Origin of the sequence: Burkholderia sp. Bp9090, from assembly GCF_003857985.1 — a bacterium.
Classification (GTDB): domain Bacteria; phylum Pseudomonadota; class Gammaproteobacteria; order Burkholderiales; family Burkholderiaceae; genus Burkholderia.
Genome location: NZ_QTPV01000042.1, coordinates 26,548 through 51,625, shown reverse-complemented (window position 1 = coordinate 51,625; position 25,078 = coordinate 26,548). Strand labels below are relative to the sequence as shown.

Below are 25,078 nucleotides of genomic sequence, written 5' to 3'. Positions count from 1 at the left end.
CCAGGCAGCGGCCGAAGGACCATTACTCCAGAAACAGATCGATCTGCGCCGCGAAGTCGTCGATTTCCTGGAACAGGAAAGCATGGCCCGCGTCTGGGTAGAGAATCAGCTTGGCGTCCGGCGCTTGCTGCGACAGGACATAGGACCGATAGGCCGGCAACATGACGTCATGCGCGCCGTTGGCGACCAGGACCGGCATGCGCAATTCTTTTGCGCGGTGCAAGACGCCCGGCCAAGTCGAAATGGCCTTGATCTGCGCCATGAAAGCCTCGGCCGTGACCGCTGGCCCCACATGCGACTGCTCGGCAATGCGATTCAGCGAAGCTTTGCCCGCAGCGACACTTGTTTCGGATTCGGGGTAGAACAGGAACAGGAAATCGGCGGCGTCGTTTACGCTGTGCGACATGACTTGCGGCACACGGGGGTGAGGCTGAGGGCCTTCCGTGATGCCGCCCGGACTGGACCCCGCGACAATCAGGCGACGGATGAGATGTGGAGCGTCCAGCGCAAGCTGTTGAGCGACAACGCCGCCGAGAGACCAACCGAGGACGTCGACCTGCCCTAGCCCCAGTTCCTCGACGACCTCGGCAACGACTACCGCCATTTCGGCAATCGTTTCCGGCACCCGACCTTCGGATCGACCGATGCCGGCACTGTCGAACCGAATCACCCGCCTGTCGGCCGACAAGACCTTGATGAACGCCGGATCCCAGTCGTCCATGGTGCCACGGAAACGCTGAAGCAAAACCAGAGGTACGCCACCGTCCGGTCCGTCCTGCATGGTGGCGAGTTTGCCACGGCGAGTGTTCAGCCAGCCGATGCGCGAGGTGTCGCCCATGTCATTCCCCCATCCCGTTGTGATGCCGGCAGGTTATCTCGAGACAGGGAAGCTTGAATGACGTAAAGGCGTCTAATCAGGTCATGTGACTGTGCCGTCTTCCATTGGCTTCGGGTCGCGCTTCAGGCTTGTGGGCGCTTGCCCATAGTTGCGCAGGAAGGCGCGCCGCATCCGGTCGCGGTCAACAAAGCCGGTGTCGCGTGCAACGATGTCTAGCGGATGGCGCCCATCCTCCAGCATCACACGCGCGGCCTCCAGGCGCAGCCGCTCGACCGCTTTGGCTGGAGACTGCCCCGTCTCTTCGCGAAACACGCGACTGAACTGGCGCGGCGACAGGCTGGCTGCTTCGGCCAGTTCCTCGATCGACAGCGGATTGCGCAGGTTTTCGCGCGCATAGGTCAGGGCGCGCTTAATTCGGTCGGAGCGCGGTTCCAGCTCCAACATCGCCGAGAACTGAGACTGCCCGCCCGGGCGGCGATGATAGACGACCAGTTTGCGGGCGATGGACCGGGACAGAGCTGAGCCGTGATCATCTTCAAGCAATGCCAACGTCAGGTCGATCGCCGAGGACATGCCCGCCGAGGTCCAGATATTGCCGTCACGGATGAAGATACGGTCGTCATCCACCCGCACCTTCGGAAAGCGCAATTGCAGATCGCGCGCATGCGCCCAATGGGTCGTTGCCGTGCGCCCATCCAAAAGACCCGCCTGTGCCAGCACAAAGGCACCTGTGCAAACCCCTGCCACCCGTCTGGCTTCGCTACCGGCGCGGGCAACATAGGTGCACAGTCCGGCCGAAACGCTCTTGGGAACCAGTTCGCCAGCCACCATAAGCGTATCGGGCACGATGTCCACCGGCACGGTTTCAATGCCTGCGTTCATCGAGGAGTGAACCGTGCCGCCATGTTCGGACAGTAAAGTCAGCCGGTAGCCATCGTCGCCAAGCTCAGCATTGGCGAGCTCAAAGGCCGCCAGCGCAGCCAGCCCCATCAGTTGGAACCCGTCTTCAAGAATCAAGCCGACCTGTCGCATCAAGTCTTCGTCCCAAAAAAATGCAGGATCATAATAATTTTGCCGCGATCTTGCAGGGAACACCAGAATTCGTGGTGCTTGACACCCATCCGATCACGATGGCGTAAACGAGAATATAGTTATCGCAATTTGACAAGTAAAAGTATCACTTCGCCGGTCATTGTCAGCCCGGAAATGCGAAATGCTCGTGAATTCATGAAGTCGTACGTAGCGCACCAATGTCGTCACCGGAGGCGAGCCACGAAGGTCGAGTGGTGTTCAGGTGCAACTGCAACAGGCTCGCAGCCCTTTCCGTCGCCACCGCGGTCCGATGAGTGCGCCGTCGTGCTCTGAAGAATCGCAACTGCCATGCCAGATTCCTGGCGGCCTTGCTCGATCACATTGCAATCATGGGTGCTCAAGTTGCACTCGTGGGGGTCTTTGCGCCGATGTCTGGTTCGACACGGGAAAGGGCTGGCGGCAACACGCAGGGTATCCGCCACATCGTGCGCACGCATGCGCATATCGATCACGTCGGCATGACCGACCGGTTTCCGATGACGGCCACCGTCGCGATCTCGCGCCGCGAGCTCGAATTCACCGCCTCGGGGATCATGGGCCCGCTGATGTACACCGCCGCCGATACGAAACATCTGATCGACCGCCTGCACACGCGCGGCGCGATCCGTCTGCTCGACGTCGACGGTACCTTCGAGGAAGAGATCGTTCCGGGCGTCGCGGTCCGCCTGTCCGGCGGTCGCACGCCGGGTTCGCTTTCGGTTCGTCGAAACCGATGAAGGCATCGCGAACATCTACGACGATATCGCATACAACCTGCAGGACCAACTGATCGACCCGATCCTCGATCAGGCCGCGCACGAACCCACGATCACCGCGAACCGCGCAATGTCGACGCTCGACGAAAAGCGCGCGCTCGCAACGAGCCGGTTTCTGCTGCCGAGCCACGATGCGCCTGCGCTGATCAGCGGCGGAAAGGTCGTCGGCGTGATGCAAAACGCGATCTCCAATCCGCAGGCCGATGTCACGAAGGCGGCCAGTTACACGTCGTTGACCGCCGGTTGATGCCGATGTCCTACCCGCTACGTCGAGCGCTCGGGCTGCTGATCTGCGCGGTGGGCGCATGGCACGTCGCGGCCGAGCTGGTTGTCCACGCACTCGGCGGTTGGCCGGCCGCCCCCGCGCGCGTCCACCCGGCTTTCCGGAGCGCGCTTCCCAGGCTCGAAAGGACCCACCATGACTACGCCCATTTCAGCGCGCACGACCCGCGCGCTTCGCGTCTTGAGTCTCGCATACTTCGTCCAGGCGACGGGCGCGCTCTCCGTCGTCGGCAGCCTCGATTCGATCTCGCATCAGTGGGGGCTCGCGGATTCGCCAAGCGTGTACCTCGTGACCGTGTTCGGCGTCAGGTTTGCGCTTGCAGCGCCGCTGCTGCAGGTCGGCTTCGGCCATCTGCGCCGCCGCCAGGTATTGCTCGGCCTGACGCTGTTCAGCGCGGCCGCCCTGCTGCTCGCAGCCGCGCCGAATTGTCCGGTGCCGCTGCTGTCGCGCGTGCTGATGGGCCTCGGCGCAGAATTCATCGGCCCGGTGCTCGGCGCGTTGGGCTCGAGCCTCGTCGAACGCGATCAACAGGGCAACGCGATCGCCGTCGTGCTGCTCGGCCTGAGCGTCGCCGGTTTGGTAGGAATGCCGCTGTCCGCGTGGATCGCACGCGCATGGGGCGCTCGCGTGCTCTTTCTCGTCATTGGACTCGCAGGCGCGGTGACCGCCGCGGTGATCGTTCGCGCCGTTCCGGACACGAGCCGAGGGGAAACCCTCAAATTCGCGACGATTGCGTCGCTGCTGACGCCCACCGATACGCTCAGCGCGTTTCTGGTGGTCTTCTTCATCGCGGCCGGCGTCTATTCGACCTATGCGTTCATCGCGCCGATCATTCGCGACGTGTTCCACGCCAGCGCCGATACGGTGTCGACCGCGCTGATCGTGTTGGACGTCGCGGGCATCGTGGGCAACCTGTTCGTGATGCCCGCCGCGCGCCGCTACCGCGCCGAAGCGATGCTGTTTGCCGGCCTCGCATTGCTCGCGCTCGACCTCGTGTTTCTCCGCTTCACGCCGCCGAGCCTGCGTCTGCCGTTCGTCGCGCTCCCCGCGTGGGCGTTCGCGAGCGACCTGCTGTGGCCGTCGCAGCAACGGCGCATCGTCGAACTGATGCCCCAATGGCGAGGTATTGCGCTGGCGTTGACCGCGTCGTACGTGTTTTGCGGCATCGGCGTCGGCTCGGCCATCGCCGGCTGGGTCTATCCCGCCTTCGGCCTGACAGGCTCGGTCGGCAATTCGCTCGCGTTTCTCGCGCAGGCGACCGGCAGCCTGCTCGTGTCGCGCGCCGCGGTCAACGGGAGACTCAGTGCCGCCACGTGCAGTGCATCGCTTCAATCCTGAACCCGGCGACGCACTCCATGCAGCCGCGTCGCGTGCGGGCCGTGCGCATCCGCGTGCGCGTCGCGGTGACCGAATGTCAGGCCCGCCGCACCGCGTGGCGCCCGTTCCGTTGCGCTCGTCAACCGCTTTTTCCGTCTATTGCCGAAACTGTTTCTCGCCATTTCGCGCTACTCGAGAGCCGAGCGAAGGTCGACAATCCCGACGACTGCTCAGTCCGCGCGAACGCGCGTTCACGTGTCCTTCTCGAGGCATAGCCATCATGTTGAGTGCGTTGTCGACCCTTCTCGCCAACCAGTTCGTCGGCGAGCTGCTCGCGCAGCTAACGGGCGCACCGATCCCCGGCCCGCTGATCGGGATGCTGCTCCTGCTCGGCATCCTGATCTGGAAGAGCGGGCCATCGCCGGACCTCGAGAAATTCGGCGACGACCTGCTGTCGTGGCTCGCGATGCTGTTCGCGCCACCCGCCACCGGCCTGATGACCGCATTCGACCAGTTGACGGCGGACTGGTGGCGCATCGCGGCCGCCATCTTGCTCTCGACGTTGCTTGGTCTCGCGACCACCGGATGGATCATGGAGCGACTCAGCAAAACGCCCGCTGCCGAAACGGAGACCGAACATAACACCTGATCTCGCGTCCGCATGGGCCATATTGCAACACCAACCGCTTTTGGGGGTTGCTCGCAACGCTGGTCGCCTATCAGATCGGACTGTTCGCGAACCGAACCGCGCACGGACACGTGCTCGCGCGTCCCGTTCTCGTCGCGGTGCTGCTGCTCGTCGGATTGCTGTCGATCAGGCACGTGCAATACCGCGACTACCTGGCGGCTACGCAGTATGTGCACTTTCTGCTCGCGCCGGCGACCGTCGCGCTCGCAATCCCGATGTTCCGCAGTTTTCACCACATCCCCAGAACCGCTCGTGCGCTCGTCCCGGCGCTTGCGATCGGCTCGATCGTGTCGGCCGGCAGCGCCGCATTCGTCAGCAAAGGGCTCGGCGCCGCGCGGGTGGTCACGGCATCGCTGATCGTGCATTCGGCGACCACGCCCATCGCGATGAGCATCTCGCGTCGCATCGGCGGCGACCCCTCGCTGACCGCGACCTTCACGCTGCTTGCCGGCATCGCGGCCGTGATGCAGATCGGCGTGGCGATTAAGGTGATGCGCGTCGTCGATTCCCGCGCACACGGCTTGGCTGCCGGAACTACGGGCCACGGGCTGGCCACCGCGCGAATGCTGAGTATCAGCGAACAGCCAGCGCGTTCGGTGGGCTGGCGATCGGAATGAGCGGCGTGCTAACCACACTTGTCGCGCCGGTGCTCGCCGCGCTGGTCCGATGAACGACGCTGCGAGGCGATCGCCATCGCGACCGGGGAACGAAACAGCGGCGGCCGGGAATGCCGCGCGCCGCCGCTGCTTGACAGCCACAGTCGGCAGACTCAGATCAGCTTCTCGAGCAGCACGACGTCGAGCGTCGCCTTGCCTTCGAGCGCAGCTAGCGACAGCGTCTGGAACGCGGGCGTCATGCCGTGCACATTCAGCGCGTGCTCGTCACGCCATCGTTCGACCATCGTGAAGCGATGAAACGCGGCGCGGTGCCGATGCAGTTCGTACTTCTCGCATCCATCCTCGGCGCGGACAGCCGGAACCGCGGCCACCAGCGCCGCTTCCACCGTCGCGGCGTGCTGCGGATCTGCCGTAATCGTGGCAACCACATACTGCGTGGACATTGATACCTCCATTTTTGACTGAACCGATCGGACGCGAGCGGGCGCGTTGCCCGAATCGCGACCGCCCTTGGTTGCGCGACTTCAAACGGTATCCGCCGCCTGCCGTCCGCCCGACATGCACGTACGACCACCCGCGCGACCGCACCGGCTCACGCGCGGCGTCACGCAATGAAACGTGCGCCGGATATGGCCATCCTCAGTCGACAGCCGGAAAGTCGAGCGTCGTGTCGTTCACGCGATTCACAAGATTGGTGAACGCAATCGACGTGACGACGAGGATCGTCTCGATCACCTGGCGCTCCGTCAGCCCGGCTTCAAGCACCGCGTCGAGAACGGCGGCAGGCACCGTATCGCGGCTGGTCACGATCGCGCGCACGAACGCGAGCAACGCATCGCGGCGCGCATCGCCGGACGGCAGGCCGGCGCGGATGTGCTTCATCGCGTCAGGCGCGAGGCCGGCCATCCTGCCGATCATCGTGTGCGCCGCGACGCAGTAATCGCAGCCCGACAGCGCGCTGACCGCGAGGCGCACCGCTTCGACGTCGGCCTGCTCAAGCGAGCTCGCGGCGATAGCGGCGTCGACGTTCAGCATGGCCGCCAGACCGGCAGGACTATGCGTACCGATGGTCGCATAAGCATTCGGAACTTTGCCGATCGCGGCCCTGATCTGGTTGAAGACGACAGCGGTTTCCCCGGTCGCTTCCGACGGTTTCAAAGTGGTCAGGCGTGTCATATATATATCTCACTGAGCTGGATAATCGGGCGCCGGCCGACAATGGCCGACGTGATTAAGGAGCGCGGATCGATGTCCGCATTCCGGGGCTTGGCTAATGGTCAAACGCGGCAAGGAGCAAATGCGCGCAGTCGCGCAACGAATGCGATCAGCGGCGACATTTTTCTCCATTCTTTATCGACGAAATGAATTTCGATTTCGGCACCATGGGCGCACCGAAAACGGCATTCGAATTCCGACGCTTTGAGGAAAATGCTCTACACGGCTCTCACGGCTCGCCGCGGAGCCGTCAATGGTTCCAGTGCGCTTCGCACAGCAGCGCCCGCATGGCATCGACGCGCGCGCGAAATCACCGGCCCTGCTCGCCTGGCACCAGATTGTTGACGACCGACGTTACGCCCGCGACGCGCGCTGAGCTGTCGCCGGCGAGCTGGACCTGCTCGCTGTCGGGCACGTAGCCGGTCAGCGTCACCACGCCATGGCGCACGAGTACCCGCGCATTGACCGCGTTCAGCCCTTTCGTTTTCGACAGCGCCCAGACGATTTTGCGCGACAGTGCCCGATCGGCGGTGCGTTCGGCCCGCCTGTCGGCCTTGTTCACTTCTTTCTGGCTGACGACCGCGTCAGAAGGTGCAGCGGCATCCTGTTCTGCCGCATGGGCGGAAACGCCAAAAGCCAAATACGTTACGTACAGTACAGACGCAATAATCTTTTTCATCACAAGCTCCTCAAAATACATCGATGGAAATTCGACAAGGGCTGAAACCCGATCGAATGGTAGACAACCGCCTCCCCGCGCTCAATGGCGCATTTCCGAAAACAGCTTTAAAGCCGCGCAGATGATCATGTCCCGCGGCGGCGCCCGCGGTACCCGCTATACCTGCGTACAGGTGAATTGAATATTTCCGACTAGTCGAATACCCGGCGAGACGATTTTCCGGAGGACGCCGCAGCGGCACAGTACCGGCACGTGTTGCACGGTGTCCGGCCGACGCTCATCCGCGTACGAGACGCATGCAACACGGTGCATTGCGCGAGCGGGCAATTCGGTGAAGTGACGAAGACGCTTCCGCAAGCGGAACTCGACGACACTCGCGGGCACACGTGGTCCCGCACTGGTGCCAGAACGATGCGTGCCACGATGCACGAGCTTCGGCGTTCGCCGTCAAGCGCGAACGCCTGCACGACGGAGCGCCGCGCGTTACTCGGCCGCGTCGCCGACGTAGTCGCGCACCGCCGCGATCATTGGCGCGATCCGCTCGCGCAGATGCGCATGGAGATATCGGACGGCGGGCGAGAACTGACGACGATGCGGGCACACGAGGCTAAGCGGAGCTGCCTCACCGCGCTGTTCGGGCAGCAACACGACCAGCCGGCCGGCCAGCACATCGTCGTGGACATCGAGCCACGACTTGTACGCGATCTCTCGACCCTCGACGGCCCAGCGTCTCGCAATCTCGGCATCGTCGCAAAGCAGTACGCCCTTCACCGTAACTTGACGCCGCACGCCGCTGGCGGGGAACACCCAGCGATCGTATACACGTCCACCCAGCACGAACGGCAGGCACTCGTGCAACACCAGCTCGTCGAGCGACGCAGGCGCGCCGTGCCGCTTCACGTAGTCGGGCGACGCGACGAGCACGCGTCGATTGCTTTCCGCGAGCGGCAGCGCGACGTAACTCGCGGCTTCAGGTGCGCCGTAACGAATCGCCACATCGACGGGGTCGCGAAACACGTCGGTTACGTAGTCCGACAACGACAACCGCAGCACGAGCTTCGGATGCGCGTCGCGGAACACGCCGAGCCAAGACAGCAAAGCGTTGCGTCCGATGTCCGACGGCGCCGCCTTCGGCACGGCGCTCGGTGCGGCCGGCGTGCTGCTGTTCAATCCACTCGACGTCGACTGGCACGACCATCGCGCCGTGCTCGCGAACCTCATGCTGCTCGCGGCCTCGCTGTGCTGGGCCGTGTGCATCCTGCACCTGCGGCACTTCCGCAGCGCATCGATCGCCTACACGCTCGCACCGTGGCAGATGCTCGTCGCCGCCGCGCCGCTGGTCGCGCTCGCCACGATCTTCGAAGGGCCGTACACCGGCGACGGCAGCGTCGTGCTGACGTCGGTGCTGGTCTACATCGGCCCGATCGCGACGGCGTTCTGCTTCTGCGCGGTGAATGCGGCGAACACGCGAATGTCGAGCATGAGCATGGCGACGGCGATGCTCGGCGTTCCGGTCGTCGGGCCCGTCACGTCGGTGCTCTGGCTTCACGAGCATCTCACCACGGGTCTCGCGACCAGCGTCGTCCTCATCGTCGCCGGCATCGCGCTTTCCATTACATCGCGCTGAACGCGTTCGTCTACCCAGGAGCATCCCATGATCGATCCCATCCCGACGCCATCCAGACTCACGCTGATTACCATCGACCTGTCGTTTCATCGTGCGGCGTCCGCCGTCGTGCGGCGCATCCTGAACGCGCACGGCATCGCGGTCGACGAGCGCTTTGCGCCGCATGAACAGGCGCTCCAGATGCTGCGCGAAGGCCAGGCCGACATGCTCACCAGCGCGTGGCTGCCGAGCAGCCACAGCGTCTATCTCGCACCGTTCGAGCACGACGTCGAGAAGATCACCGTCCTGTATCGGCCCTACGCGCTGTGGGGCGTGCCGGACTACGTGCCGGCCAGCGCGGTGCGCGCGATTCCCGATCTGAGGCGGCCCGATGTCGCCGCCCGGATGGTCAAGCGGATTCAGGGCATCAATCCCGGCGCGGGCATCAGTCGCTTCTCGCGCGAAATCATCACGCAGTACGGTCTGGCGCACGCGGGCTATCACTTCGAGAACGGCCCGCTCGACGATTGCGTTCGCACATTCGAAGAGGCGGTCGCCGAGCGTCGCTGGTTCGTCGTTCCGCTGTGGACGCCGCAGTATCTGCACGAGCAATACAGAATTCGCGAACTCGACGATCCGAAGGGGCTGCTGGGCGGCACGGACGACGCCACGTTGATCGTCAGAAAGACGTCGCTGTACGCGATTGCGCCCGCCGCGCTGGTCGAACTGCGCGCGCTGAACCTCGGCAACCGCGAGACGAGTCGGCTCGATTACGTGCCGTCACGCATCGGTGCGACGCAGCCGAACTGACGCGCGACGCTCGCCGCCGCCGGTACCGGTTCGCCGATCCAGTATTCATGCTGGATGAATTGAGTTTATGGGCGGGGCTCGTTGATCGACCCGTCGTGCGACTCATACACTGCATCGCACTACCTCGACACGAACGAGGAAGCGCATGCAGCACCGAGCCACCGGCATCACGCAGCGGCTCATGCGCTTCGCCGGCCCGTGTCGAGCACTTCGACACCCTCACCGGAGCAACAGCATGACGCAAGCACATCAAGGCACCGCACTCATCACCGGCGCATCGTCGGGCATCGGCGCGATCTATGCGCAACGGCTCGCACGCCGCGGCTTCGATCTCGTCCTCGTCGCCCGCAATCGCGACCGGCTCAACGACTTCGCCAAGCGCATCACCGACGACACGCAGCGCAACGTCGAAGTGATCGCCGCCGACCTCGGCGATCCTCGAGCGCTCGCCGAGATCGAAGCGAAGCTGCGCACCGACGCGAGCCTCACGATGCTGGTGAACAACGCCGGTGTCGGCACGCACAAGCCGCTGCTCGAAAGCGACGTCGACGCCATGACGCGCATGATCGATCTCAACGTCACCGCGCTGACGCGTCTGACCTATGCCGCGGCACCGGGCTTCGTCGAGCGCGGTCACGGCGCGATCATCAACATCTCGTCGATCGTCGCGATCGGCCCCGAGCTGCTGAACGGCGTGTACGGCGGCAGCAAGGCGTTCACGCTCGCGTTCACGCAGTCGCTGCATCACGAGCTCGCCGACAAAGGCGTGCAGGTGCAGGCCGTTCTGCCCGGCGCGACGGCCACCGAGTTCTGGGACAACGGCGGCCTGCCTCTCGACAACCTGCCGAAGGAGATCGTGATGTCGGCGTCCGACCTCGTCGACGCCGCGCTGACCGGCTTCGATCGTCACGAGCTCGTCACGATTCCGTCGCTGCACGCAGCGGAAGAATGGGATGCCTACGACGCCGCCCGTCGCGTCATGACGCCCCATCTGTCGAACAGCACCGTCGCCGCACGTTACGCCGTCACGCACTGACCCGGTTCATCCAACTTCGCAACCGCTCAACTCATTCATTCAAAGGAACCACGATCATGAAACTCACCGGAAACACCATCTTCATTACCGGCGGTACCTCGGGCATCGGCCGCGCACTCGCTGAAAACCTTCATCGGCGCGGCAACAAGGTGATCGTCGCCGGGCGTCGCCGCACACTGCTCGACGAGATCGCCGACGCGAATCCGGGCATCGACACGGTGGAGCTGGACGTCGGCGACGCGCAGCAGATCGAGCGCGTCGCGCGCCAGCTAATCGCCGACTATCCGACCTTGAACGTCCTCGTCAACAACGCGGGCATCATGCCGTTCGACGATGCCGCCGGTGCGCTCGACGATACCCAGGCTGTGCGGCTCGTGAACACCAACCTGCTCGGCCCGGTGCGCCTGAGCGCCGCGCTCGTCGAGCATCTGAAGGCGCAACCGGAGTCGTACATCATCAACAACAGCTCCGTTCTCGCCTACGTTCCGCTTGCGTCCACCGCGCTCTACTCGGCCACCAAGGCGGCGATTCACTCGTACACGCTGTCGCAGCGCTTCGCATTGCGCGACACGAGCGTGCGGGTGCTCGAAATCGCGCCGCCGTGGGTCGATACGGACCTCGTCCACAAGAGCGGCGATCCGCGCGCGATGCCGCTCGACGCGTTCATCGCGGAGACGATACAGCGTCTCGGAACCGCGACGACGGAAGTCGTGGTCGAGATCGCACAGCCGCTGCGCAACAACGTCGGCCCGAACGAACATGCATTCGTCGATCAGTTCAATCAGGCGCTCGCGGAAAACCCCATTCCGGTCGCGTGAGTCCTCGCCGATTCGATCTTTTGGATAACCTGAGGAGTTGCGTCATGGAAAGCCCCAAACAATACGAGTATCTGTTCCTCGGCGGCGGCAAGGGCGGCAAGTCGCTGGCGATGGATCTTGCGCGTAGCGGCAAGCGCGTGGCCGTCATCGAGCGCGGGATGATTGGCGGTTCGTGCATCAACGTCGCCTGCATTCCGAGCAAGACGCTGATCCAGAATGCCCGCAACATGCATGCGTGGCGCTCGGCCGACGCGACGGCTCATCCGGTGGCCGACATGGCGCGAGTCCACGCGAACGTACGCGCCGTGGTCGACGGGATGGTCGACGTCAACCGCCGCGCGTTCGAGCAGTCCGGCCTCGATCTGGTGATCGGCTCCGGCCGCTTCGTCGAGCCGCGGCGCATCGCCGTGCTCGCCGCCGACGGCAGCGAGCAGCTGTTGGAAGGCGAGAACGTCTACATCAACACCGGCACGGTGGCGACGATCCCCGACGTGCCGGGGCTGCGCGACGCCGCTCCGCTTACCCACGTCGAGGCGCTCGGCCTCGACGTGCTTCCGGAACGGCTGATCGTCATCGGCGGCGGCTACATCGGCCTCGAGATGGCGCAGGCGTTCCGGCGTCTCGGCAGCGAAGTCGTCGTGATTCACGACGCGCCGCGCGTCGCGGTTCGCGAGGACGAGGACGTCAGCATCGAGATCCAGAACGCGTTCGAAGCCGACGGGATCGCGTTGCAGCTGTCTGCACGCATTGCCCGCGTGGAGGGCCGATCGGGCACCGGCGTCACGGTCGCGCTCGCCGACGGCACGACCGTCAAAGGCAGCCATCTGCTGGTGGCGACGGGCCGGCGCCCGGTCACCGACGACCTTGGCCTCGATCTGGCCGGCGTCGAGCGCGACGCGCGCGGCTTCATCAAGGTCGACGACACGCTGGCGACCACCGCGGAACGCACCTGGGCGATCGGCGAAGTGGCCGGCACGCCGATGTTCACGCATGCATCGTTCGACGACTATCGCGTGCTGAAAGCCGGCATCGACGGGCGCGCCGGCAGCACGGCGTCGCGTGTGATTCCGTACGCGTTGTTCACCGATCCGGAGCTGGCGCGCATCGGTCTGAACGAAACGGACGCCAAAGCGCACAACACGCCGGTCATCGTCGCGAAACTGCCGATGGCAGCCGTGCCGCGCGCGCGCACCAACGGCACCACGCGCGGCTTCATGAAGGCGCTCGTCGCGCCGGACACCGGCCAGATCCTGGGCTTCACGATGGTCGGCGCGGGTGCAGGCGAAGTGATGTCGGCCGTGCAGATCGCGATGATCGGCAAGTTACCCTACACATCGGTGCGCGACGCGATCCTTGCCCACCCGCTTCTCGCCGAAGGCCTCAACCTGCTTTTCGCAACGATCAAGTAAGCCGCCGCTCGCGCCGATGGCCGGGTTTTCCCGGCCGCTCGCGCCGTCGTGACGCCTGATGCGCCGCGACGGCGTCGGCACGTCCGCACGCCTGTCGCAGCCAACATAAAAATGACTGCACTTAGCGTACTCGCGTCGCCACTATCCGGTAAAATCCGCGGGCAAGTTCGAATGGCTCGCTGCGTCCCGTCAACGGACACACGGGCTGCGCGGTAGTTTCGAGCCTCGAACAAAACATGCGTTCGTCGACACTGGCGCCCGCTCCGGGCCCGTGGGCGTCGACCGTGGGTAAAGTCGCCGTTCTTCCACTTGCATCCAGCAACCCGCTGCGCTTCGTTACCGAGCGAACGACGTGCACGTGTAGGTGTGCGTCGCGGCGTGGAAACATGAATTGCTGTTGGCATTCGATATCGACGATCACTGGCGTTGCCATGGACGAATCCGTGCGGCCTGGCTCGCCAAGCAACGAGGGAGCCTCTTGGATCTGAACGCGACGCGCTCATCCGGTCATCCGGCCGGCAGCGACGACCCCAACGACGAAACGCGCGAAAATCGCATTTCGCGGCATCTTGCGCTGCGCATCCTGCCGATTTTCATGTTTGCGTACGTGGCCGCCTACGTCGACCGCATCAACGTCAGCTTTGCCAAACTGCAGATGGTGGTCGATCTGGGTTTCAGCGATGCGGTGTTCGGCTTCGGCGCCGGTACGTTCGCGCTGGGCTACGTCGTGTTCGAGGTGCCGAGCAACATGATCCTGCAGCGGGTCGGCGCGAAGCGCTGGCTCACGCGCATCATCCTGTCATGGGCGATCGTTTCGGCGTTGACCACGTTCATCGCGACGCCCAAGCAGTTCTACGTGATGCGCTATCTGCTCGGCGTCGCGGAGGCCGGGCTCGTACCGGGCATCGTCTACTACATCTCGCAGTCGTTCCCGCGATACCACCGTGCGCGGGTGCTGTCGACCTTCTACGCGGCGCTTCCGCTGTCCGGGCTGATCGGCTCGCCGTTGAGCGGCTTCATCATGGAATACTTCGACGGCATCGCCGGGCTGTCCGGATGGAAATGGATGCTGGTCGTCGAGGCGTTGCCGGCGTTCGTCGCGGCGCTGCTCTGCTGGAAGTATCTCGAGGACGACGTCACCCAGAGCCGGCACGAGAGCGAGGCCGACCGCGCGTACCTCAGCCGCACGCTCGCCCAGGATCGGGCACTGGCCGCATCGGCGTCCAACGACCAGATGTTCGGCAGCTGGATTTTCTGGACCTTCGGCGTGGTCTACTTCCTTGACGTGTTCGGCATTTACGGCTACACGCTATGGGCGCCGACTATGATCAAGTCGCTCGGCGTCGGAAGGGATTTCGTTATCGGGCTGATCGCAGCGCTGCCGAATGCGGTCGCAATGATCGTGATGATCATGGTCGGACAAAGCGCGGATCGTCACCGCGAACGGCGCCTGCATACGGCCGCGCTGTTCCTGCTCGCTGCGGCGGGGCTCACGCTCGCGCTGGTCTGGCACGGCAACCTATGGCTGACCGTGCTCGCGCTGTGCATCGCCAATGCCGGGTTGCTGTCCGTGCCGCCCGTGTTCTGGGGAATGCCGACGGCGGTGCTCGGCCCCAGCAATGCGGCCAGCGGCATCGCCTGGATCAGTGCGATCGGCAACATCGGCGGCTTTTTCGGTCCGTATGTGGTCGGCGTGCTGAAGCAATCATCGGGCAGCTTTGCGCTTCCCGTGTGGTGCATGATTGCGTGCCTGCTGGCGGGCCTGTGTCTCACACTGGTGCTGCCCAAACATATCGTGAACCGATAAGCCGGCAGCACTCGCGCCGCCGCTCCGCCTCGTGCAGGCGCGGCGGCCGACAGCGTTACTCCGCCGCGGGATCGAGCCCTAGCGCTTGCGCGCCGAGCACGAATTCGGGCAGCGTTCGCGCGCCCATCTTGCGCATCGCATGGCCGCGATGGATCTTCACGGTGATTTCACTGAGCCCCATCTCCGCGGCAATCTGCTTGTTCAGCAGACCACTCACCACGTACTTCATCACTTCGCGCTCGCGCGGCGTCAACGTGCCGTAGCGGCGGCGAACGTCGGCGAGACGGCCGTCCGACTTGCGGCGCCTCTCGTCCTTCAGCAATGCATTCTGGACGACGTCCAGCATGTCCTGATCGCGGAACGGCTTGGACATGAAGTCCAATGCGCCGTTCTTCATCGCCTTCACCGACATGGCGACGTCGCCGTGCGCCGTGATGAAGATGATCGGCAACTGAAGATCGCCGGCGACGATCTGTTCCTGCAAGGCGAGGCCGCTTTGGCCTTTGAGCCGGACGTCGAGAATCAGGCAGCTCGGCACATCACGCTTGTCGACATCGAGAAACTCCTGGGCCGAACCGAAGAGCTCCACGCCGAGGCCGACGGAGCGAAACAGCCGGCCAAGCGCGTTGCGCATCGAGTCGTCGTCGTCGACGACATACACGACGGAGTTCGTTGCGATGAGATCGGGACCGTTGCTCATGGCTGCGTGATTCCTTCGACTGGTAGAACGAACTGCATTGATGTCCCCTCGTTTTCTTGTGATTCGGCCCAGATGCGGCCACCATGCCCTTCGACGATCGAACGGCAAATCGACAGGCCCATTCCCATGCCCTCCTTCTTAGTCGTGAAGAATGGCGTAAACAGCGAATCGGCGTCCTGCGTTTTGATTCCGTGACCGGAGTCTTCCACCGTGATCTGCGCGTTCGCGCCGTCGACGAGCCGCGTCGACACGGCCAGCGTGCGCGTGCGGTCGGTGACGCCGCTCATCGCCTGCACGGCGTTCATCAGCAGATTGATGACCACCTGCTGCAACTGCACACGATCGCCACGCACCCACAGCGACGGCTGGCAGTTCTGCGCGACTTCGACGCCGTGGCTCTGCAGCTCGCGGCGCATCAGGTCCATCGATTGCTCGACAATCGACGTCACGTCGACGAGCGCGTCGTCCCTATCGTTGCGCTTCGCCATCGCGCGAATCTGACGAATGATATCGGTGGCACGCCTTGCGTCGTCGGTCATTTGTTCGATCGAATCGCGCACTTCGTCGAGATCCGGCACGTCGTGGTTCAGCCAGCGAAGCCCGGCCTCACCGGACGTCACGATCGCGGCCAAGGGCTGCGTGACCTCGTGGGCGATCGACGCCGCGAGTTCGCCGAGCATCGTGATGCGCGTGACATGGGCCAGTTCCGCGCGCGAGCGCTCCAGCGCCTGCTCGGCCTGCCGGCGCGCCTCGATGTCCGTATTGACGCCGTACCAGCGGCGAATCCGGCCATCTGCATCGCGCAACGGTGCGGCACCGATGATCATGCAGCGATACTCGCCGCTGCCGAGCTGGACGCGCGCCGTCACCTCGAACGGGCTGCCGGACGCAATCGCATCATGCCAGGCCGCCTCGAGCGTCGCGATGTCGTCGGGATGGACGATGTCGCGCCACACGTCCGCGCCGTCGCGGGTTCTGACGTCGTAATCGGTCCAGCGACGATTGAGGTACAGCAGGCGTCCGTCTTCCGCCGTGCTCCACACCATCGCGGGGATCGCATCGATCGTGGCCACCAGTTCTTCCTTCTGGCGGCGCAGCTCGGCTTCCAGCGACTTTGCTTGCGTGATGTCGCTGTCGGTCGACAGAATCGCCACGGGCTGCCCCGACTTGTCGCGCGACACGATCCAGCGGCTGGAGATCAGCACCGTCTCGCCGCTCTTGCGCGTGCGCGTCAGCTCCCCTTGCCAGCAACCTTCGCGCATCGTCGTGTCGATCAGCTCGGCGATCGGCGCTGCGGCGGCCGTCCGCGTCAGCTCATGGAACGCCGCGCCGAACGCTTCCGGCGCGCGCCATCCGTACAGACGCTCCGCGCCCTTGCTCCAGAAGCGGACGCGCCCGTCGAGGCCGTACACGACGATTGCGTCGTGCGTGAGGTTGAGCAGATCGACCTGGTTCTGCAGCATGGCGCGGCTGCTCTGATTGCGCAACGCGAGCGCCGACACCGTCACGATCGCAATGACGCTGACGATGCAACGCGCGAGCGAACTGACCGCGATCTGATCGCTTTGCGCGAGCAGGAAGCCGAGCACGGTCAGCGACACGCAAGCCCACGCCGTGCCGACAGTGACCGTCGTGGACGCCACCGATGCAACCAGCAGCACCACCACGACGTACAGCACGGCGACCGCGACGTCGACCGGCGCGAACGCGTCGACGAGGAACACCGCGAGACCCAGCGCAATCGCGACCGCGTACACCGCGCGCGGGCTGGTGCGCAGCTGCGCGTCGACATTGGGGCCGAGCGCGGACGCAGGCACCGCCGCGAGCTCGGGCGGCGCAATGATGTGGTCCACACGTACGCCGCGACCCTCGCTCATCTGGCGATTGCTATCCATATCTCGTGACTCGGTAAAAACGGATCTCCGGATTACTGGAGGCCGCTGTTCGCGCCGACGTCCTCCAGGCGCTTCTGGATCTGCGCCGGATCGACCGGTTTGCTGAACACGCAGATCGCGCCGAGCTTCATCGCCTGCTCACGCGTTGCGTCGGATGGGAAAGCCGTGATGAAGATCACGGGAGGAGCCGGTCCGCGCTCGAGAAGAGCTTCATACATCTCCAACCCGGTGATGCCCTTCATATGCACGTCGGAGATGATACACGCGACGTCGCCGATTAGATCTGCGTCGAGGAACGCCTCGCCGGACTCGTAGACGCGCACGTCCCAGCCCAGCGAGCGCACGAGACTGCGCGTTGCCCGACGGATGGACCGGTCATCATCGACGATGGAAACTATACCTCGGTTCGGCATACCAGCGGGTCCTTGACCTTCAATTCAAAAAAATGGCGAGATCGCGCATTCGAGGTCCGCGGGCTCGACCGCATCCTATGCCGCCGGCATCGGCTCGCAAACTATACTTCGGTATAACGCCGCGCCCGACATGCATGCTGCCACCTCGTCTGTACGGCTCACGCCGTGGCCGACAGCTGCTGGAAGCCCGCTGTAATGAACGGCCGCTCGCCGTTCGGCGTCCAGTACGGTGCCGCGTCGCGCCCGCCGTTCGGCACCGACGTGTGGTCGAAGCTGGCGATTTCCAGATCGCGAAGCTCGGTCTGCATCCAGTCGATGAACGCGCGTATCGACATCGGCACCTGGCGTCGATCCGGATACAGCACCGAAATCGGCAGCGGCGGCGGGCCGTACTCACCGAGAATGCTGACGAGCGTGCCCTTCGCCAACTCTTCCGCGACCATCCGTTCGCTCACCTGCGCGATGCCGACGCCTTCGACCGCATATCGAACGGCCGAACGCACGTCATTGACGGAAATGCGCTCCGCCAGCTTGAGCCGCGTCTCGGCGCCGTCCACGGTGTAACGGAACTCGCGGACCGGACCAAAGCGCCGCGGCGTGTAATGGATCACGTCGTGGCAATGGAGGCTGTCGGGGTCAACCGGCGTGCCGCGCGCTTTCAGATAGTCGGGGCTCGCCACCGTCACCGCATGGAAGTGCCCGACGCGCCGGCTGCGCAGCGACGAGTCCGCCAACTGGCCGACCACGACCGCGCAGTCCACGCCGTTCGCGATCAGGCCGTCCGCGTCGCCGCCGACGTCGACCCGCAAGCCCACTTCCGGATGGTTCGCACGGAACACCGGCAAGAACGGCAACACCGAATGCGCGACTTCCTGATCGAGATCCACCGCCAACCGGCCGCGCGCGATCTTTCCGGCGCCGCTCAGTTGCTGCTGCATCAGTTCGATCTCGCCGAGAATGCGCTGGCAGTGCTCCTGATACTGCTCGCCCTCCGTAGTGAGCCTGACACAGCGGGTCGATCGCTGAAGCAACGTTGCGCCGAGATATTCTTCCAGTCTCCGGACCAACGTACTGGCCGACGCTGCACTGATACCTAGCATATCAGCCGCTGCGGTGAAACTGCCCAGGCGGGCGACGTGACTAAACACTGACATCGCGTGCAGGGTACGGTCCATGCTGTTCTCCGGAAATCGTTGCGGTGGAAGGATTAACCAGAAGTCTAGAGAACAGTCGGTCTCCGCAATATCACCTCATGGGAGTTCGTACCTTATACGATAGTGTTAGCCGTCACACCGTCGACCCGGCGCAATTGCCCGCCGGTACATGGAATTGAACGGGTGATCGCTGTTGGTCACGCGCAACCCAGCGCAGCTGTAGGAGTTCACAATCTGGTGTTGCCCCCGTAATCCCGGACACGGCATCACACTAAGGTTGCTGAATCCATCGAGCGCCGGAACTCGCGAGGCGAGCGGTATTTCAGCGCGCTATGGGGATGCTTCTCGTTGTAATGCTCGAACGCGATGGCCAAGTTGCGTGCAGCAGTCGCTACGTCCGGCTTCGGTATGAAGGCGACGTAGTCGCGTTTCATCGTCTTCACGAAGCTCTCTGCCATCCCATTACTTTGTGGGCTGCACACCGGTGTAGTCAATGGCTTCAGGTCGATGGCCACTGCGAACCGGCGCGTGTCGTCGGCCGTGTAGCCCGAACCGTTGTCGCTCAGCCACTCGATTTCGGACGGGGTATGCAGTTCGTTGCCAAACCGATTCTCCACTGCAGCCAGCATCACGTCGCGCACGATGTCGCCGCTGTGACCTGCTGTCGTGGCTGCCCAGCTCATCGCCTCTCGGTCGCAGCAATCCAGCGCAAACGTCACCCGCAGCGGCTCGCCGTTGTCACAGCGGAACTCGAAGCCGTCCGAGCACCATCGCTGATTGCTGCGCGCGACGGTCACCTTGCCATCGTGCCGACGTTGCGGCCGAGGCGGGGCTGGACGCCGTTGCATCAGCAGACCGTGAGTGCGCATGATGCGATAGATGCGCTTCGCATTGAACGGCACCTGTCCGGCAGCAATGCGTTCATTGCGCAGCGAGCCCCACACCCGCCGATAGCCATAGCTGGGCAAATCGCCGACGACTCGGCGGATTTCCTCGACCACGCTCGCATCGTCCGTCTGCCGCGATTGACGGCCATCGCGCCACGTCGCCGGACGCGACAGTCGTGCCGATACGTTCGAGCGCGACACGCCGAGAACTTCACAAACCAGTTTCACTGGTCGTCTATATGAACGTCTCCCGTTTGTGCAGGTTTTCTTGTGCGTTGACGGACAGGATGGGTTGCAGCTCTATATCCGGCCTTCTTGCAGCCGGTTCTCCCGCTGCGGGCCCCGATGAAATCCGCTGGCTCGTGCCTCATTCCTCCGGCGAGCTCGAGACTCTACGACCAGTTCAGGCTTGGCGAGTCACGGTCTTACCTGGTTCGTCATCACACGCAAAACGCCTGCGCAACCTTTCGACAATTCTTCCTCTGCAAAACATTGAGCTTCTACGCGGCAAAGCCCATCATGCCGGCTTCACACTCACGTAGGCCTTCTCGTACTGCTTCTCGTGTGCAAGAACAGCCCAAACCGTTCGCGCCATCTTGTTGGCCAACGCAACGATTACGACATTCGGCGGCCGACGCTTTCTGATTTGCTCAATCCACGGGCCGGGATCTTTTGCGTTTGCCAACACACTGCGCGCACCGTGTATCAGCAACGTGCGCAGATACGTGTCGCCGCGTTTGCTGATGCCCTGCAGATTGACCTTGCCTCCCGACCCTGACTGCTTCGGTACCAAACCGATGTATGCCGCGAATTCCCGCCCAGATCTGAACACCTTCGCGTCCCCCATCGTTGCTACCGCCGCGGTGGCCGTAAGAAATCCGATTCCCGGTATCGCAGCGATAGTCGCGCATGCCCGATCTTGCTTCATCTATGCTTTCAGCCGCCTCTCGATTGTCGCGATCTGTTCGTCCAGCTTCGCTAGACCATTCCACTGCTCGCGTAGCGTGTCGATCAGCATCGCCGGCAGGCGCTCGGCAAGCCGTTCCAGCAGGCCAGATATCCCTTTATCGAGTGACGCACGGCTCGTGCCCATCACTTCACCGTATTCGGTCAACAAGCCGCGCAGCGCGTTGATCTGCATGGTCCTGACCTTTACCAGTTGCTGACGGGTTCGGTGCATCGCCAGTACAGCTTGTTGGTCCTCGGGCTTTACCGCGACTGCTTTGCATGGCTGCTGCACTGCGAGCCATATTGCTCTCGCACCTGCTGCGTCGTTCTTGTTGCCGATGTTGACGAACCTTGTGATCGCCTGGAACACGCAGCGCATATGGCTACAGCCCTGGTCGAGCACCAGACAGGCGGCTTGCTGTTTGAACTCCGGGGAAAACGTACGTCGTTGCTTGCTCATCAGACACCTCTTCATGGCGACCATTCTCGCCTAAATCAGTGTCCGAATTCATTAGACAACTACACACCGAGCGCGATATGGCCGCCAGGCGGCAAGCACGCCGCTCTGCTATTCCATAGGCAGACTTCAGATAATCCACGACGTGGCGCCTTGGCGAGGACATCACCACTTTTTTTTTCAATACGTCGGTCAGCATCGCCTTGTCCAACGTCAGCTCCGCGACCACCTTCTTCAGTTGGGCGTTCTCGTCTTGAAGCTGCTTGAGCTGCCGCACCTGGTCCGTCTGCAAACCGGCATATACCTTCTTCCAGCGATAGAAGGTTTGCTCCGAAATGCCCACGTGACGAATCAGTTCCGCTACCGGCATGCCTGCTTCGGCCTGTTTCAACACCGCCACAATCTGCTCGACACTGAAGCGCTTGCGTTTCATCGTACGGCTCCTTTCATACTGAAAAAGTCCGCCGAAAACTCGCTTACATCATGGCACTGTTTACTGGGGGCCGCTCAATTGCTTTCCAACGACAGCGCGACCGTCAACGCGACATGCCGTGCTTTGCGCCTGCTGACCCTGGCCTCCCGCAATTCATTCCAACCCAGCGTGACGACCGAGCTCACAACGCCGGCGACGCCGCCAACTTTTAGCAGATCCATCCAGCCGCTCTGCTTCAGATACTCGATCCACTAAAGCCCCATACCCACCCCCATGTCCTTACGTCGGCCCCAGTATACGGGGCGGCTAACTTCCGATGCCTATGTGATTCCGAGCGAAAGTGAACTTGGGCGATCGAATTCCCGAATCCTGACCCGATTCACGCTTACTGCACCGTTCGCCCCGAGATCCAAGACACCTCAATCACTTACGCTCCGGCCGCGAAAGTTGTTCACAGCGTTGCCCCCAGAGACTGTGAATAACCGGGGCTTCGTCATTCTTCCCGTGAAACTCCTGCCTTGGCCTGCGCCTGGCACCCTATTTCCTGCCCTGTCCCGCGACCGTAGCCAAGCCCTGGACGGCATCAAGGGGCGAGGGACCGGGTTGCCCGCACCATCCCTCGCCTCCTTCCTTGACACCGTCCAGCGCTCGGCTCCTTGGATCGCACGGGCAGGAAACAGGGTGTCAGGCAAAAGCAAAAGCCAACCCCGAGTTCCACCGGGAGAGTTTTTCCGCGTAAGCGGCAAGGTCATCCCACAGCCCGCCGCTCAACCCTTTTTGCTGTGGAGATTGCCATGCAACTCGCTTCTTCTTTCCATTACAGTTCCCCGATGCTTCGGGCCGACTCACCCCTCTCAGACGACCAGATTCGCCGCGTTGCACCGTCCATCTTCGGCGACGGCAAGCACGAAAGTCGCTCGGAGCGCTACACCTACATTCCGACCATCGACGTATTGCGAGGCCTGCGTAATGAAGGATTCCAGCCATTCATGATCTGCCAAACGCGCGTGCGCGATCAGGGCAAGCGCGACTACACGAAGCACATGCTTCGCCTTCGCCACGCCGAGCAGATCAACGGCGACGAAGCCAACGAAATCGTGTTGCTGAACTCGCATGACGGCACGAGTAGCTATCAGATGCTCGCCGGCTTGCTGCGCTTTGTCTGCCAGAATGGCATGGTTGCGGGCGACAACGTCGCCGATATTCGCGTGCCGCACAAAGGAAACATCATTCAGAACGTCATCAATGGTGCGTTCGACGTGCTCGACGGTTTCGAGCTGATTCGCGAACAAAAGGAAGGCATGCGCGACGTTTCGCTGAACCGTGACGAACAGCAGGCGTTCGCTCGCTCCGCGCTTGCGCTGCGCTACGATCCAACCGATGCCGAGATTCCTGCCCCGATCACCGAAAGTCAGTTGCTCGCTCCCCGCCGTTTCGAGGATCGTCGTGACGACCTCTGGACGGTGTTTAACCGCGTGCAGGAGAACCTCACGAAAGGCGGGCTGCATGGCCGCTCGCGCACCGGGCGTGCAATGTCCACACGCCCCATCACCGGAATCGACCAAAACGTAAAGCTCAATCGCGCCCTGTGGATGCTGGCCGACGCCATGCGCCAAATGAAGGTGTAAGTGCCGTAGGGCGGCATCGCGTCGCCCTACTCAAATCAATCCCATCAGGATAACTATTCATTTTGTCATGACAGGATCTCCTTGGGTCCGTCATATAATTCATATCACTGCTGCCAAGCGGCAGTTTGCAAAGTCTGCGTGGCTCCCGAATATCCTCCTCGACCGGGACGTTCCGACCTCGAGTAACAGACGCGTGAGCGCACCGGACAACCTCACCGCGCCAATTGCGCATGAGCTGTCAGCTTGGCGAACATCGTGCCGTATATCGCACGCCAGCGCAGCAGTTCCGCCCGCTCACCGATATGCATCGTTTGCGCCGCCCTCCCGACCGACAGACGCTGGCTACGCAACTCGTCCGCGACGCGATCCGCAAGATCGGGAAAATCCAACGATTGGCCTTGTGCTTCAACGGCGTTGCGCAATTGCGAGTCCCGATAAAGGGTGAATTTATCTGGCGAACCAAAGTAGCCGTTGCGCACAACATGCGTGATTGCGTTCGGGAACGTCGCGCCGAACTTGAGCAGCAATTCGAGACTATCGCGTTGCCGGTTGATGACCCACAACACGACCAGACGCCGGGCGAGCTCATCGAGCGCGCTAGCGAGTGTTCCACCGTACTGCTCGACACCCGCCTGACTCCGGGCTGCCGTGTTGACGACAACGATCGCATCCCGGTGCGTATCGCAGAAGTTAACAAAGTCGATCCATCCGCTGACGTCGTCCAAATTACATGACGCGCACTCGATTTCGGCATGGACCGCTTTCATGACATCAGGATTGGACGTGTCCGTCTCCACCAGCACGACGTTGATGTCCGCGCGTTGCAGATAGTCGACCAGCGCCAGCGTCACAAAACTCTTGCCGACACCACCCTTGCTACCACCAACCAAATAGATGGGGGGATTTTGCCTTGCCATGTGAGACCTCTACAAGTTCTCGGTGTCCGGGCTGATCGGAAATCCAAGACAGCCCTGTACCTGTTGCCCCGGCCTGGTTGTCCCCGTGTTCTCTTTCTGCTGCAATCCCGTGCGCGGCGGGTTATCGCGTGACACATTGGCCCGCGCTGACTTCCTGCCTCGAGCAGGCGCTGTCGCCTGCTCTCGTGCCGTGTCTCGATTGCCTCGCCGAACCCTTCCTTTTCCGTCCGCACGGCGCATCGCATATCTCAGCGAATTGAGATTCACGTCGATGCCGTCTTGCGCGGCCTGCTCTATCAGTTCATACAACGTATATCCCTTCTCCCGCGCCGCCACGATCTGTGGCTGTATAGATTTGACACCGTCCCCCACCTTGATAGGTTGCGCGTCTTTCGGTTTTTCCGGCAGCGCATCCAGCCTGCGACCGAACGCTTCCCACTGCCCTCGAGTGAATCTTCTGGCAACCGACATGACGACCTCCGACGCACACCCTTCACTGCATCTTGCGCACGCGTTTACGCTCCGTCAACCCTCGTTCTATGTCGATTTCGGAGCAAACTGAATGTAGAGGAATACATAGGAATATGACGGAACAAGAAATATTTTTTGTCGTCAGACGCCTCATCTGGCTTCTCATTCGCGTGCGTATGGACACAAATTGCAGTGAACACTGCTG

At 62.9% G+C, this 25,078-nt stretch carries 24 protein-coding genes and 4 pseudogenes; 12 read left to right on the top strand and 16 right to left on the bottom strand.

What is annotated here, in order from left to right; genetic code table 11:
* Positions 1–22: 22 nt before the first annotated feature.
* Entirely contained in the window at positions 23–838 is an 816-nt protein-coding gene (locus tag DIE16_RS28880) for an alpha/beta fold hydrolase (RefSeq protein WP_124893890.1), read from the bottom strand.
* Between the two features lie 81 nt (positions 839–919).
* Positions 920–1,870, bottom strand: a complete 951-nt coding sequence (locus tag DIE16_RS28875) for a GlxA family transcriptional regulator (protein ID WP_124893889.1) — start codon at positions 1,868–1,870, stop codon at positions 920–922.
* 368 nt (positions 1,871–2,238) lie between these two features.
* Here DIE16_RS28875 and DIE16_RS37310 point away from each other — a divergent pair, with 368 nt between their 5' ends.
* The 5 genes from DIE16_RS37310 to DIE16_RS28855 all read left to right on the top strand — a co-directional run bounded on the left by DIE16_RS37310 (position 2,239) and on the right by DIE16_RS28855 (position 5,590).
* A complete protein-coding gene (locus DIE16_RS37310) occupies positions 2,239–2,646 on the top strand; it encodes a hypothetical protein (RefSeq protein WP_260434465.1) in 408 nt (135 codons plus the stop codon).
* Between the two features lie 109 nt (positions 2,647–2,755).
* Complete coding sequence (locus DIE16_RS37305; protein WP_260434464.1) at positions 2,756–2,932, top strand: hypothetical protein; 177 nt, start codon at positions 2,756–2,758, stop codon at positions 2,930–2,932.
* A gap of 171 nt (positions 2,933–3,103) precedes the next feature.
* Positions 3,104–4,306, top strand: coding sequence for an MFS transporter (locus DIE16_RS28865; protein ID WP_124893888.1), 1,203 nt, complete (start codon positions 3,104–3,106; stop codon positions 4,304–4,306).
* Positions 4,307–4,577: 271 nt separating this feature from the next.
* Complete coding sequence (locus tag DIE16_RS28860) at positions 4,578–4,934, top strand: CidA/LrgA family protein (protein ID WP_260434463.1); 357 nt, start codon at positions 4,578–4,580, stop codon at positions 4,932–4,934.
* A 47-nt stretch (positions 4,935–4,981) separates the two neighbouring features.
* Positions 4,982–5,590, top strand: coding sequence for an LrgB family protein (locus tag DIE16_RS28855; RefSeq protein ID WP_260434462.1), 609 nt, complete (start codon positions 4,982–4,984; stop codon positions 5,588–5,590).
* A gap of 152 nt (positions 5,591–5,742) precedes the next feature.
* Here the strand turns inward: DIE16_RS28855 and DIE16_RS28850 are convergent, their stop codons facing one another.
* The 4 genes and pseudogenes from DIE16_RS28850 to DIE16_RS28835 all read right to left on the bottom strand — a co-directional run.
* Entirely contained in the window at positions 5,743–6,033 is a 291-nt protein-coding gene (locus DIE16_RS28850; protein ID WP_124893887.1) for a putative quinol monooxygenase, read from the bottom strand.
* A 196-nt stretch (positions 6,034–6,229) separates the two neighbouring features.
* Complete coding sequence (locus DIE16_RS28845) at positions 6,230–6,766, bottom strand: carboxymuconolactone decarboxylase family protein (RefSeq protein ID WP_124893886.1); 537 nt, start codon at positions 6,764–6,766, stop codon at positions 6,230–6,232.
* Between the two features lie 349 nt (positions 6,767–7,115).
* Positions 7,116–7,484 carry a BON domain-containing protein gene (locus DIE16_RS28840; RefSeq protein WP_124893885.1) on the bottom strand — a complete coding sequence of 123 codons (369 nt, stop codon included), beginning with the start codon at positions 7,482–7,484 and terminating at the stop codon, positions 7,116–7,118.
* A gap of 483 nt (positions 7,485–7,967) precedes the next feature.
* Positions 7,968–8,612 (bottom strand): annotated as a pseudogene (locus DIE16_RS28835) (substrate binding domain-containing protein); the annotation flags it as partial.
* Between DIE16_RS28835 and DIE16_RS28830 the strand changes: the two are divergent.
* From DIE16_RS28830 to DIE16_RS28805, 6 genes are all read left to right on the top strand, one after another.
* The gene (locus tag DIE16_RS28830) at positions 8,596–9,111 is read left to right on the top strand and encodes an EamA family transporter (RefSeq protein ID WP_311769728.1); all 516 of its coding nucleotides are present in this window, start codon (positions 8,596–8,598) and stop codon (positions 9,109–9,111) included. The pseudogene DIE16_RS28835 and the gene DIE16_RS28830 sit on opposite strands and share 17 nt — an antisense overlap.
* Positions 9,112–9,138: 27 nt before the next feature.
* Positions 9,139–9,900: a glycine betaine ABC transporter substrate-binding protein gene (locus DIE16_RS28825; RefSeq protein ID WP_124893884.1), complete on the top strand. Its 762-nt coding sequence runs from the start codon at positions 9,139–9,141 to the stop codon at positions 9,898–9,900.
* 235 nt (positions 9,901–10,135) lie between these two features.
* Positions 10,136–10,936 carry an SDR family oxidoreductase gene (locus DIE16_RS28820; RefSeq protein ID WP_124893883.1) on the top strand — a complete coding sequence of 267 codons (801 nt, stop codon included), beginning with the start codon at positions 10,136–10,138 and terminating at the stop codon, positions 10,934–10,936.
* 56 nt (positions 10,937–10,992) lie between these two features.
* On the top strand, positions 10,993–11,754 hold the full coding sequence (locus DIE16_RS28815; RefSeq protein ID WP_124893882.1) for an SDR family oxidoreductase: 762 nt from the start codon (positions 10,993–10,995) through the stop codon (positions 11,752–11,754).
* A gap of 44 nt (positions 11,755–11,798) precedes the next feature.
* A complete protein-coding gene (locus tag DIE16_RS28810) occupies positions 11,799–13,163 on the top strand; it encodes an FAD-dependent oxidoreductase (protein WP_124893881.1) in 1,365 nt (454 codons plus the stop codon).
* Positions 13,164–13,641: 478 nt separating this feature from the next.
* Positions 13,642–14,970: an MFS transporter gene (locus DIE16_RS28805; protein WP_124893880.1), complete on the top strand. Its 1,329-nt coding sequence runs from the start codon at positions 13,642–13,644 to the stop codon at positions 14,968–14,970.
* A gap of 55 nt (positions 14,971–15,025) precedes the next feature.
* On the opposite strand, the gene DIE16_RS28800 is transcribed toward DIE16_RS28805, so the two are convergent.
* The 8 genes and pseudogenes from DIE16_RS28800 to DIE16_RS36780 form a co-directional block, all read right to left on the bottom strand.
* The gene (locus DIE16_RS28800; protein WP_124893879.1) at positions 15,026–15,670 is read right to left on the bottom strand and encodes a response regulator transcription factor; all 645 of its coding nucleotides are present in this window, start codon (positions 15,668–15,670) and stop codon (positions 15,026–15,028) included.
* On the bottom strand, positions 15,667–17,565 hold the full coding sequence (locus tag DIE16_RS28795; RefSeq protein WP_124893878.1) for an ATP-binding protein: 1,899 nt from the start codon (positions 17,563–17,565) through the stop codon (positions 15,667–15,669). The genes DIE16_RS28800 and DIE16_RS28795 overlap by 4 nt, the downstream gene beginning before the upstream one ends.
* Positions 17,566–17,597: 32 nt before the next feature.
* A complete protein-coding gene (locus DIE16_RS28790; RefSeq protein ID WP_124893877.1) occupies positions 17,598–17,978 on the bottom strand; it encodes a response regulator transcription factor in 381 nt (126 codons plus the stop codon).
* 158 nt (positions 17,979–18,136) lie between these two features.
* Positions 18,137–19,153: a LysR family transcriptional regulator gene (locus tag DIE16_RS28785; RefSeq protein WP_124893876.1), complete on the bottom strand. Its 1,017-nt coding sequence runs from the start codon at positions 19,151–19,153 to the stop codon at positions 18,137–18,139.
* A gap of 245 nt (positions 19,154–19,398) precedes the next feature.
* Positions 19,399–20,253: pseudogene (locus DIE16_RS28780) on the bottom strand (IS3 family transposase); the annotation flags it as partial.
* A 283-nt stretch (positions 20,254–20,536) separates the two neighbouring features.
* Positions 20,537–21,310, bottom strand: a pseudogene (locus tag DIE16_RS28775) (IS110 family transposase); the annotation flags it as partial.
* Between the two features lie 118 nt (positions 21,311–21,428).
* Positions 21,429–21,857: pseudogene (locus tag DIE16_RS28770) on the bottom strand (transposase); the annotation flags it as partial.
* A gap of 74 nt (positions 21,858–21,931) precedes the next feature.
* Positions 21,932–22,078 carry a hypothetical protein gene (locus DIE16_RS36780; RefSeq protein WP_185735528.1) on the bottom strand — a complete coding sequence of 49 codons (147 nt, stop codon included), beginning with the start codon at positions 22,076–22,078 and terminating at the stop codon, positions 21,932–21,934.
* A 573-nt stretch (positions 22,079–22,651) separates the two neighbouring features.
* On the opposite strand from DIE16_RS36780, the gene DIE16_RS28765 reads away from it, so the two are divergent.
* Positions 22,652–23,485, top strand: coding sequence for a DUF932 domain-containing protein (locus DIE16_RS28765; RefSeq protein WP_091926168.1), 834 nt, complete (start codon positions 22,652–22,654; stop codon positions 23,483–23,485).
* Between the two features lie 212 nt (positions 23,486–23,697).
* Here DIE16_RS28765 and DIE16_RS28760 read toward each other — a convergent pair whose 3' ends face one another.
* Positions 23,698–24,402, bottom strand: a complete 705-nt coding sequence (locus DIE16_RS28760) for a protein mobD (RefSeq protein ID WP_124893875.1) — start codon at positions 24,400–24,402, stop codon at positions 23,698–23,700.
* Between the two features lie 9 nt (positions 24,403–24,411).
* Positions 24,412–24,873 (bottom strand): hypothetical protein, encoded by a 462-nt coding sequence (locus DIE16_RS28755; protein WP_081052430.1) that lies wholly within the window; start codon positions 24,871–24,873, stop codon positions 24,412–24,414.
* Positions 24,874–25,078: the final 205 nt, after the last annotated feature.